General features: G+C 68.3%; 10 protein-coding genes. 5 read left to right on the forward strand and 5 right to left on the reverse strand.

What is annotated here, in order from left to right:
• Positions 1-73: 73 nt before the first annotated feature.
• Positions 74-1,066, reverse strand: a complete 993-nt coding sequence (rsgA, locus tag JO236_RS03155; RefSeq protein WP_293324599.1) for a ribosome small subunit-dependent GTPase A — start codon at positions 1,064-1,066, stop codon at positions 74-76.
• The gene (gene aroA, locus JO236_RS03160) at positions 1,063-2,403 is read right to left on the reverse strand and encodes a 3-phosphoshikimate 1-carboxyvinyltransferase (RefSeq protein WP_293324601.1); all 1,341 of its coding nucleotides are present in this window, start codon (positions 2,401-2,403) and stop codon (positions 1,063-1,065) included. Before aroA ends, rsgA begins: the two co-directional genes overlap by 4 nt.
• A gap of 43 nt (positions 2,404-2,446) precedes the next feature.
• Here aroA and JO236_RS03165 point away from each other — a divergent pair, with 43 nt between their 5' ends.
• Positions 2,447-3,193 carry an SOS response-associated peptidase gene (locus JO236_RS03165; protein WP_293324604.1) on the forward strand — a complete coding sequence of 249 codons (747 nt, stop codon included), beginning with the start codon at positions 2,447-2,449 and terminating at the stop codon, positions 3,191-3,193.
• Between the two features lie 75 nt (positions 3,194-3,268).
• Here the strand turns inward: JO236_RS03165 and JO236_RS03170 are convergent, their stop codons facing one another.
• Both JO236_RS03170 and JO236_RS03175 read right to left on the reverse strand, forming a co-directional pair.
• Complete coding sequence (locus JO236_RS03170) at positions 3,269-3,925, reverse strand: TetR/AcrR family transcriptional regulator (protein ID WP_293324607.1); 657 nt, start codon at positions 3,923-3,925, stop codon at positions 3,269-3,271.
• Between the two features lie 3 nt (positions 3,926-3,928).
• Positions 3,929-4,699: an SDR family NAD(P)-dependent oxidoreductase gene (locus JO236_RS03175; RefSeq protein WP_293324609.1), complete on the reverse strand. Its 771-nt coding sequence runs from the start codon at positions 4,697-4,699 to the stop codon at positions 3,929-3,931.
• Positions 4,700-4,760: 61 nt separating this feature from the next.
• Between JO236_RS03175 and JO236_RS03180 the strand changes: the two genes are divergently transcribed.
• The 4 genes from JO236_RS03180 to JO236_RS03195 are packed head-to-tail and all read left to right on the forward strand — an operon-like array spanning position 4,761 to position 8,964.
• Positions 4,761-6,002: an alkyl sulfatase dimerization domain-containing protein gene (locus JO236_RS03180; protein ID WP_293324612.1), complete on the forward strand. Its 1,242-nt coding sequence runs from the start codon at positions 4,761-4,763 to the stop codon at positions 6,000-6,002.
• Positions 6,003-6,013: 11 nt separating this feature from the next.
• Positions 6,014-6,763, forward strand: a complete 750-nt coding sequence (locus JO236_RS03185; RefSeq protein WP_293324624.1) for an SDR family NAD(P)-dependent oxidoreductase — start codon at positions 6,014-6,016, stop codon at positions 6,761-6,763.
• Positions 6,764-6,766: 3 nt separating this feature from the next.
• On the forward strand, positions 6,767-7,960 hold the full coding sequence (locus JO236_RS03190) for a sulfotransferase family protein (RefSeq protein ID WP_293324614.1): 1,194 nt from the start codon (positions 6,767-6,769) through the stop codon (positions 7,958-7,960).
• A complete protein-coding gene (locus JO236_RS03195; protein ID WP_293324617.1) occupies positions 7,957-8,964 on the forward strand; it encodes a zinc-dependent alcohol dehydrogenase in 1,008 nt (335 codons plus the stop codon). The genes JO236_RS03190 and JO236_RS03195 overlap by 4 nt, the downstream gene beginning before the upstream one ends.
• 63 nt (positions 8,965-9,027) lie before the next feature.
• On the opposite strand, the gene JO236_RS03200 is transcribed toward JO236_RS03195, so the two are convergent.
• Positions 9,028-10,443: a phytoene desaturase family protein gene (locus JO236_RS03200; protein WP_293324619.1), complete on the reverse strand. Its 1,416-nt coding sequence runs from the start codon at positions 10,441-10,443 to the stop codon at positions 9,028-9,030.
• Positions 10,444-10,580 lie beyond the last annotated feature (137 nt).

Below are 10,580 nucleotides of genomic sequence, written 5' to 3' on the forward strand. Positions count from 1 at the left end.
CCTGGCGCGAGCGTGCGCGTTTGCACGCGACACGCCGCACTTGGGCGTGCATCTGCGCACGGTCGCGGGGCGGCTAGGGCTCCCTGAGCGTGGCCAACAGCCGTCGCGCGGCGGCGACGCGGCGCACGGCGGGACCGGTCAGGGTGTCCAACGCGCACTCGGGGTCGGCCGGCGGGCCCATATGCCCGCAGCCGCGCGGACAGTCCTTCGTCGCCTCGGCCAGGTCGGAGAAAGCCAGCAGCACGTCGTCGGGCTCGATGTGGGCCAGTCCGAACGAGCGGATGCCTGGCGTGTCGATCACCCAGCCCCCCGAATGCGGGGGCTCGCCTAACGGCAGCGCCACCGACTGCGTCGAGGTGTGCCGCCCCCGGCCGATGTCGGTGACCTCGCCGACGGCCCGATCAGCCTCGGGCACAAGGCGATTCACCAATGTCGACTTGCCGACGCCGGAGTGCCCCAGCAGCACGGTGATGTTGCCGGCGAGCAGGTCCGCCACCGCGACCAGGGGATCGTCGCGGCCAGCCGCGACCAACGTCAGGTCCAGGCCGTCGAACTGCTCCGCGAAGGGCTCGGGTGCGGCAAGGTCTGTCTTGGTAAGGCACAGAATGGGTTTCAGCCCGCCGGCGTAGGCGGCGATCAGCGCACGGTCGACCAGTCCGGTGCGCGGCGGTGGGTCCGCCAGGGCCACCACCATCAGCAGTTGATCGGCGTTGGCGACCACCACCCGCTCGGTGGGGTCGGTGTCATCGGCGGTGCGCCGCAACACCGTTCGCCGCGGCCCACGCCGCACGATGCGGGCCAGGGTGTCCGTCCGCCCGGACAGGTCGCCGACCAGGTCGACGTCATCCCCGACGACGATCGGGGTGCGTCCCAGCTCGCGGGCGCGCATCGCGGTCACGCGCAGATCGGCGCGGTGGCCCAGCACGCACCCCCAACGACCGCGGTCGACGCTGACCACCATGCCCGCCTCGGCATCGGCATGCTCGGGCCGGGTCTTGGTCCTTGGTCGCGAGCCCTTGCCGGAGCGGACTTTGACGTCGGCCTCGTCGTAATCGCCGGGCCTCAACCGCTGGCACCCCTGTTGAATGTGCGTTTCCCCGGCCCGCGACGGTGTCCCGCATCCTCGCCGGGCGCGAGCATTTCGGCCCACAGTCGCGGGAACTCCGGCAGCGTCTTGGTGGTGGAGGCGATGTCGTCGACTTCGACCCCGGGCACCCGCAACCCCACGATGGCGCCCGCCATCGCCATCCGATGATCGGCATAGGCGTGCCACGTACCGGCTTGCAGTGGCCGCGCGGTGATCACCAGACCGTCGGGTGTTTCCCGGCAGTCGCCACCCAGCCGGTTGATCTCGGTGCTCAGCGCGGCGAGCCGGTCGGTTTCATGCCCGCGCAGATGGGCGATGCCCGTCAGCCGCGACACCGATCCCGGCGTCGCCAGCGCGGCCAGCGCGGCCACCGCAGGGGTGAGTTCGCCGACGGCGCGCAGGTCCACGTCCAAGCCGCCGTACGACGCCGGGCCCCGCGCCGCGAGGATTGAATCGCTCTGAGCGACAACGGAATTCAGCTTGCGTAACACGTCGAGAATCTGGTCGGCGGGTTGGACGCTGTCCGTCGGCCAGCCCGTCACGCGCACTGCGCCGCCGGTGACCACCGCTCCGGCCAGAAACGGGACGGAGTTGGTCAGGTCGGGTTCGACGTCCCAGTGCCGAGCCTTCACCCGGCCGGGCCGGACCTGCCAGCGGTTGGGGGCGGAGTCGTCGACGTCGACGCCGGCTTGACGCAGCATCGCCACCGTCATCGCGATGTGCGGCGCAGACGGCAGCGTCGCACCGGTGTGTTGCACGGTAAGCCCTTCGGCGAACGACGCCCCGCCCAGCAGCAGACCGGACACGAACTGCGACGACGCCGACGCGTCGATGGCCACGGAGCCACCGGTCACCGCTCCGGCGCCGGTGACCCGGAACGGCAGACCCGTCCCGTAGACCGGGACGCCCAGGCCCCGCAGCGCGTCCAGCAGCGGTGCGATGGGCCGGGCCCGGGCCTGCTCGTCGCCGTCGAAGTCCACCGCGGCATCGGCCAGCGCCGCCAGCGGCGGAACGAAACGCAGGACCGTGCCCGCCAGTCCGCAGTCCACCCGGGCACCGGGCCGGGGTTCGAGGCGGCCACTGACGGTCAGTTCGGTGTCCGGCCCGTCCACCCGCAGACCCAGCGTGCGCAGCGCCTCGATCATCAAATCGGTGTCACGGCTGCGCAGCGCTCCGCCGATGGTCGAGACGCCCTGGCCCTGCGCGGCGGCCAGCGCCGCCAGCACGAGCGTCCGGTTGGTTTGCGACTTCGAGCCGGGAACGGTCACGGTCGCGTCGACGGGGGTCGCCGCGATCGGCGCCGGCCATCTGCTCACCGGTCCATCATCTCTTGTCGGGCCGCTCTGCCACCATGGAGTCATGTGTGGACGGTTCGCAGTCACGACTGATCCGGCCCTGCTGGCCGAGAAAATCAAGGCGATCGACGAGGTAACGGGCGCTACAGCGCCCAATTACAACGTCGCGCCCACCAACACCATCACGACGGTCGTCTCCCGGCACAGTGAGCCCGACGACGAGCCGACTCGCCGGGTGCGGCTGATGCGCTGGGGGCTGATACCGCCGTGGGTCAAGGCGGGTCCCGACGGTGGGCCGGACACCAAGCGCCCGTTGCTGATCAACGCTCGCGCCGACAAGGTCGCCAGCTCCCCGGCGTTTCGGGGTTCGGCCAAGAGCAAGCGCTGCCTGGTGCCGATGGACGGCTGGTACGAGTGGCGGGCGACCAGTGACGCCGGCACGAAGACCGCCAAGACGCCGTTCTACATGCACCGCGCCGACGGCGACACTCTTTTCATGGCCGGTCTGTGGTCGGTCTGGAAGCCCGCCAAGGACGCGCAGCCCCTGCTGAGCTGCACGATCATTACCACCGACGCCGTCGGCGAATTAGGCGATGTCCACGACCGGATGCCGCTGATGGTGCCCGAGGATGACTGGGACGGGTGGCTGAACCCCGACGCCGCGTTGGATCCCGAGCTGCTGGCCCGCCCGCCGGACGTGCATGATGTCGAGATTCGGGAGATTTCCACGCTGGTCAACAACGTCCGCAACAACGGCCCGGAGCTGCTCGAGCCTGTCGCGGCGCAGCCCGAACAAATGAAGCTGCTGTAAGCGGTCGCGGCAATCGCACGCGCGACGACCGCCAGCGTGATAGCAGTCCTACAGTCCAGGCGGGAAAGCTCGGCGTCAAGACAGGCGAGGCCTGCTACTCGTACCGGTAGCCCGCACTTCCAGCGACACCGCGGTGGCGATCGCCTGCAGCAGGCCGGCGAGTTGCCCGGCGCTACCGACCGCGCGGTCGCCGGCGACTAGCCGCGCGAACACGCCCGCAATAAAGGTGGTCACGGCCGTCGTCTGCGCGGCGAGCAGGTCGGCATCGCCGGTGCCGGGCTGAAGGTGGGCGATGGCCTCGCGGGCCATGATGAGGATTCGCGCGGTGAAATCCGTCGACGTGTCCGCCAGGCCCGGGTCACGCGCGGCCCCCAACAGCAGTTCGTGCCGCGCGCGGTTCAGCATGAGGCCGGGCCCGTCGGCCTGCATCATGGTGAGCATCGCCAGGTGGGCGAACGGCGAGTCCGGGTCGAGCGGTTCGTCGATCACCGAACGCAGGTTGGCGACGTCGATTTCGGCGACGCGCTTGCCCACGCCGCGCAGCAGGGCCGTGCGGGTGCGGTAGTAGTACGACGTCGTGCCGTCGGGGACGCCCGCGCAGCGGTCGACCTGCCCGTGCGTCAGTCCGCGGGATCCGTGCTCGGCCAGCACCTGGATGGCCGCGTCGCACAGTTCGCGCCGGCGTTCGTCGCCGTTGCGTTTCCGGGGAGTGCGGGAGGTGTGGTTGGGCATGGTTCAGCGCAGGACGGTGCCGCCGTCGATGTTGATGACCTGGCCGTTGATCCAGGCGCCTTCCTCGGACAGCAGGAAGGCGACCAGGGCTGCGATGTCGCCGGGATCGCCGACGCGAGGTCCGCGGATTCGTTTGAGTGCGGCGGCCTCCAGCTGCGGCCATTGCGGCACCTCGCGGATGGCGTCGGTCGCGGTGAAGCCCGGGGCGACCGCGTTGCAGCGGATGCCTTCCTTGCCCCACCGCGACGCGATATGGCGGGTGAGCGCGCCGATGCCGGCCTTGGCGGTGGCGTAAGCCGGTCGCGCGGGCTCGCCCTGGAACGCCGCCGCCGAGGACATGTTGACGATCGCCCCGGCGCCGCGGCTGAGCATCCGCGGGATGGCGTACTTCATGGCGGCCACATAGCCGCGCAGGTTCACCGCCATCACCCGGTCCCACACGCCGAAGTCGATATCGACGACGTCGGAGTCGCCGCGCAGGGCGCTCATGTCGGCCCCGACGTTGAACATCAGGTCGATGCCGCCGTATGTTGTTGCGGCGGTGGCGATCAGGTCGGCCACCGACTCGGGATCCGCCAGGTCGAAGGCGACGTGCGTCGCCGTTCCGCCGGCCGCGGCGATGTCCGCCGCGGTGCGCTGCGCGGGTTCGGCGGCGACGTCGCCGATCACCACCCGACAGCCTTCTTCGCCGAGTCGGGCGGCGGTCGCGGCGCCGATACCGGTGGCGCCACCGACAACGACTGCAACCCTGTCGGCCAGGCCGCGCAATCCCATAGCCGCCTCTTCTGTCGCGAGCGCTTGACTTTACCTCTAGAACTATAGAGGATCGCCTTTCATGGCTGGGATTCATCGGGAGCGTCCCGGGGCTGCCGACCTGGCGGCGGCGACGGGCGCCGCGGCGACACCCCTTGGCAAAGACATCTGGATGTCGCCGGGCGTCTCCAACTCGTATGCGGTGGCCACCGACGACGGGCGGGTCATCGTCAACACCGGCCTGGTATTCGAAGGTCCGTTGCACCGCAAGGCTTTTGCCGATGTGCCGGGGCCGACGCGGGCCGTCGTCGTCACCCAGGGGCACGCCGATCACTGGGGTGGGGTCAGCGCGCTGCGTGACGGCGAGACCGACATCATCATGCATCGCAACTACCATTACTGGCGTGACGACAACCAGCGCCTGATGGGCTACCGGGTGCCCAAGACGTCGTTCGCCTTTCGGAAATTCTCCGACGCGATGCTCGAACACTTCAAGACCATCGACCCGGCAACCATCGACTTCTCCTTTCCCGAACCGACCACAACGTTCGATATGCGCCACCACACAACGGTCGGCGGGCGCGCCTTCGAGCTGGCCTGGACCCCCGGCGGCGAGACCACCGACGCGGCGGTGGTCTGGTTACCCCAGGAACGAATCCTGTTCAGCGGCAACCTCTTCGGTCCATTGTTCGGTCACGTGCCGAACCTGATGACGATCCGCGGAGACCGGTACCGCGACCCGATCCTCTACATCGAGGCGCTGAACACGGTCCTGGAATACGGCCCCGAAACGATCGTCACCGGTCACTTCGCCCCAATCGAGGGCGCCGATCGCATCGCCGAGGAGATCACCGCGATGCGCGACGCCATGCAGGCCGTGCACGACCGGACCGTCGAGCTGATGAACTCCGGTGCCGACGTCTACACCGCCATGCGCGAGGTGCGCGTGCCCGAAGACCTCGACGTCGGCGAGGGCTACGGCAAGACCGCCTGGAATGTGCGGGCCATCTGGGAGATGTACGCCGGCTGGTTTCAGCACCGTTCCACTACCGAGCTCTACGGCGTCGCGCCGAATTCCGTTGCGGCCGATGTGGTTAACGCCGCCGGGGCCGACGCGCTGGTCGAGGTTGCGCGTGCGCACCTGGTCGGCGGGCGCCCGGTGGAGGCACTGCACCTCACCGACCTGGTCCTGGCCGCCGAGCCCGCCGACAGCGCCGCGCGCGCCGTGGCCGCCGAAGCCCACGAGGCGCTGCTGGGCGACACCGACAACTTCTGGGTAAAGGCCTGGCTCACCGAGGAGATCCACGAATTGAGGGGATTGTAGTGAACACCAGCGTGAACACCGTCAGCTTCGATTTCAGCGGCACCGATGTGCTCGTGACGGGCGGCACCAGCGGCATCGGCTATGCGATTGCCAGCGATTTCGTTAAGGCCGGCGCTGTGGTCACGGTGACGGGCACCCGGGGGTCGGCGGCCGACTATCCCGAAACCGATTTGAGTGCGTTGCAGTACCACCAGTGTCAAGCGGCCGATCCCGCCGCTATCGATGCGCTGGCCAATTCCCTTGATGCGCTTGATGTTCTGATCAACAACGCCGGCGGACCCTACGCGGCGCAAAAGGACGAGTGGGATCCCGACGGCTACGCCGGCTCGGTGGCGGTCAACATGTTCGCCCACATGCGGCTGACCATGGCCTGTCACCAACGGCTCAAGGCGAGCAACGCCGCCGGGGGAGCCAGCGTGGTCACCATCGCCTCGATGTCGGCGTTCGTCTCCGCGATCGCGGTACCGGCCTACAGCTCGTCGAAGGCCGGGATGGTGGCGTTCACCAAGAACCTCTCGCGGCGCTGGGTCGACGACGGCATCCGCGTCAACGCCGTGGCGCCGGGGCTAATCGACACGCGGATGACCCATCCGGTGCGCGACATTCCCGCACTGCTCGAACCCGAAATGCGGCACACCCCGATGGGCAGGATGGGCCTGCCCGACGAGGTCTCCCCGACGGTGCTGTTCCTCTGCACCAACGCCGCCCGTTACATCACCGGCACCACCGTCGCGGTCGACGGCGGATACCTGACGGTCTGAGCCGTGGGCGAATTCGACAACTTGCAGAACTTGGCGACCCCCGACGACGTCCTCAAGCTGGCCGCCCAGCGCACCGGTCTCACCGAGGTCGAATCCGACTCGTGGCGTGCGGGATTGGCGATCATGCTCGACGAACTCAACAACTCGCCGGCGTTCACGCCGTTCGGCCGCGAGCGCATCCTCGACGACGCCACCAACGCCCTGGGCCGCCGGCTGCAGATGCACGACTACATCCGTGCCCATCCCGAAGTGCTCGACGCGCCCGTCGAGCGGCCGCTGTTCGTGCTGGGCATGCCGCGCACCGGGACGACGGTGATCAGCTACCTGCTCGACCAAGACCCGGGTCGGCGCTCGCTGCTGCACTGGGAGTGCGTGCGTCCGGTGCCGCCGGCCACGACCGAGACGTTGCGCACCGACCCGCGATGTGTGGCGCTGCTCGAGGAGCAGCGCCAGATCCTGGAGTTCATCAAAAAGGCGAACATGCCACTGCCGCACTGGGAAGACGCCGACGGCCCCACCGAGGACATGTTCATCCACAACCAGGACTTCAAAGGGCTGTCCTGGGACTCCTTCCTATCAACGCCGCGCTACTACCAGTGGCTGTTCCACGAAGCCGACATGAGCAGCGCCTACGAGTACCAGAAGCGCTACCTGCAGGTCCTACAGTCGACCGCGCCGGGCGCCTGGAGCCTGAAGATGCCGTCTCATTCGGTGCACATCGAATCCTTGCTGAAGGTGTTCCCCGACGCCCGACTCGTGTGGGCGCATCGCGACCCCTACAAGGCAACGGCGTCGCTTGCCAACCTGTGGCAGCTGCCCAAGGGAATGGTGTTGCATCCCGAGGCCATCGACCCAAAGGCGATGGGGCGCGACGCCATGGACCAGATGCGGTATCACGTCGAGCGGCCGCTTCGGGCCCGCGATCGCATCGGCGACGAGCGCTTCTTCCACATGTATTACCACGACATGATGCGTGACCCGATGGACGTGATGCGCCGCATCTACGACTGGGCGGGCGATCCGCTTACCGCCGAAACCGAAGCGCGCATGCGCAATTGGCTCGCCGAGCATCCGCAGAACCGGTTCGCGCCCAATACCTACAGCCTCGACCAGTACGACCTGTCCGTCGAACGGCTCAAACCTGTTTTCGCCGAGTACCTCGATACGTTCGACATCGAACTGGAAGGCAGCCCATGAAGGTGTCAATGGTTACCGGCCCGGGCAAGGCTGAGGTGGTCGAGGCCGACCGTCCGCAGGTTGGCGCGAAAGATGTTCTCGTGCAGATGCGGGCGTGCGGAATCTGTGGCTCCGACGCGTTCTACATCGCGATCGGGGGTGTTCCGCCTCGGCACGGGCGCACGCCGCTGGGGCACGAGCCCGCGGGCGAGGTTGTCGAGGTCGGCGCCGAGGTGTCCGGTATCGCCGTCGGCGACCACGTCGTCATCAACCCGATGGCCGCCCCCGGCGGCATCATCGGCAACGGCGGACCCGCCGGGGCCCTCTCCGACTATCTGCTCATCGAAAACGCCGTGCGCGGAGCCAGTTTGGAAGTCATCCCCGAGCACGTCCCGTGGGAAGTCGCCGCGCTCAACGAGCCGATGGCCGTCGCGCGCCACGGTGTCAACCGCTGCAAGCCCAGGCCGACCGACAAGGTTGCGGTGTTCGGTGCCGGGCCCATCGGGCTGGGCGCGACGCTGGCCTTCAAATCCGTTGGTGTCAACCATATCGTCGTGATAGACCTGATCGCGGCCCGGCTGGACAAAGCGCTGCGGATTGGCGCCGACGCCGTCGTCAACTGCGCCGAGGAGGACGTCGTACAGCGTCTTGTCGAACTGCACGGCGAGGGCGAAAGCATGTTCCCCGGCAAGGCCGGTACCGACATCTACCTCGACTGCGCCGGGGTGCCCGCCGTCGTGAATACCGCGCTGGCTACCGCCAAGAAGGGCGCCACCCTGGGTATCGTTGGCGTGCACAAGGAACCGGTTTCCGTCGAGTTCGTCAACGTGATGAGCAACGAGATAGCCATCGTCGGAAGCATGGGCTATCCCGACGAGATATTCGAGGTTACAACGGATCTCGTCGCGCACTGGGAGAAGTATGCCCTGATCGTCAGCCACACCGTCCCGTTCGACGATGTCGGCGCGGCGCTCGAACTGGCCGGCAGCCCCGGCGCCGCCGACAAGGTGGTGGTCACCTTCTAACGGCGAGCAGACGCAAAAGCACCCAATTTCGTACCGAAATGGGTGCTTTTGCGTCTTCTCGCGCTACCGGGCCAGCCGGTCGAGGGCCAGCCGGGCCGCGTTGGCCCCACACATGCCGTGCGCGCCGGGCCCCGGCGGGGTGGCCGCCGAGCAGATGTACATACCCGGCACGCCAATGGTGTACGGCGACAGCGTGATGCGCGGTCCGAACGTCAATTGGCGAATGTCCTTGGCACCGGTCATGATGTCACCGCCGACATAGTTGAGGTTGTAGCTGGCCATCTGCGTCGTCGAGCGCACCGCTTGGCCGATGACGCGTTCGCGAAAGCCGGGGGCGAACCGCTCGATCTGGGCGATGATCGCCTCCGTGGCGTCGCCGGTGTAGCCGTTGGGGACATGCGCGTAGGTCCACACCGGGTGGACGTTGCCCACGGAGCGTTGCGGATCGGCCAGATACTGTTGTCCGACAAGGACGAACGGTCGCTCGGGCATGCGTCCCCCGTGGATATCGCGCTCTGTGGCGGCGAGTTCGGCATAGGTCCCGGCCAGGTGCACCGTGCCGGCGCGGCAGGCCTCCGAATTGACCCAGGGCACACCGCCCTCGACGGCGAAGTCGACCTTGAACGCGCCGGGGCCACGCCGAAACCGGGTGAAGGCGCGTGAAATTCGGCGCGGTAGGCGGTCTCCGAGGATCCCGGCGACGGCACTAGGCGCCAGGTCGAACATGGTGACGTCCGCCGCGGGTAGTTGCGACGCAGTCTGGACCCGGACCCCGGTCTCGATTTTGCCGCCCAGATCACCCAGCAGTGCCACCATCGCGTTGGTAATCGACTGTGAGCCGCCTTCGGCCACCGCCCAGCCGTGGCGGTGGCCCGCGGTGAGGATGCCCAGCCCGATCGCCGACGTCATCGGGTAGTGCAGCGGCCGAAAGGCATGGGCCGCAACGCCTCCGAACAACGCGCGGCCCTGCTCGGTGCGGAACAGCCGGGCCAACGTGGACGCGGGAAGAACGGTTGGTGCACCGAACCGGGCCAGCGTCAACGGATGGTGCGGCAGGCGCAGCAGCGGCCCCATGATGTCCTCGCTCAAGGCGTCGAACCGAGCAGCGGGGCGCCCGAACGCCAGCCGCCACCGCGCCCCGTCATGGCCAAGGCCGTCGGCGGTCTGCTCTACCGAGCGGTGCAGCACGCCGGCGCTGCCGTCGTCCAGCGGGTGCACACAGTCGATCTCCGGCCAGCGCCACGTCAGTCCGTAGCGTTGCAGCCCGGCACCGGACAGGAACTGCGAACCTACGGCCATCGGGTGGATCGCCGAGCAGTGGTCGTGCAGCAGGCCGGGGAGGATGGCCTCGCTGCTGCGGGCGCCACCGCCGACCTCGTCGGCGGCCTCGAGGACGGTGACCTGCACCCCTTCGGTGGCCAGTGAGATGGCGGCGGCCAGGCCGTTGGGCCCGCCGCCTACTATCACTGCGTTACTCATGCCAGTGCTCCGTGGCCGTTTTCCTGGTCCTGCCGAACGGCGGGCTTGCTGCCGCTCAGAGACCACTCCACGTTAGTCGGGATCGGGCCGTTGGGCAGCCACGGCTGCTCGGCGACCGCATCAGCGACCTTCCACGT

The organism is Mycobacterium sp. (assembly GCF_019247635.1).
Lineage (GTDB): Bacteria > Actinomycetota > Actinomycetes > Mycobacteriales > Mycobacteriaceae > Mycobacterium.

Coding starts and splice junctions, on each gene's coding strand:
- JO236_RS03165 (WP_293324604.1), top strand. CDS start 2,447: ATGTGTGGACGGTTCGCAGTCACGACTGATCCGGCCCTGCTGGCCGAG.
- JO236_RS03170 (WP_293324607.1), bottom strand. CDS start 3,925: ATGCCCAACCACACCTCCCGCACTCCCCGGAAACGCAACGGCGACGAA.
- JO236_RS03175 (WP_293324609.1), bottom strand. CDS start 4,699: ATGGGATTGCGCGGCCTGGCCGACAGGGTTGCAGTCGTTGTCGGTGGC.
- JO236_RS03180 (WP_293324612.1), top strand. CDS start 4,761: ATGGCTGGGATTCATCGGGAGCGTCCCGGGGCTGCCGACCTGGCGGCG.
- JO236_RS03195 (WP_293324617.1), top strand. CDS start 7,957: ATGAAGGTGTCAATGGTTACCGGCCCGGGCAAGGCTGAGGTGGTCGAG.
- JO236_RS03200 (WP_293324619.1), bottom strand. CDS start 10,443: ATGAGTAACGCAGTGATAGTAGGCGGCGGGCCCAACGGCCTGGCCGCC.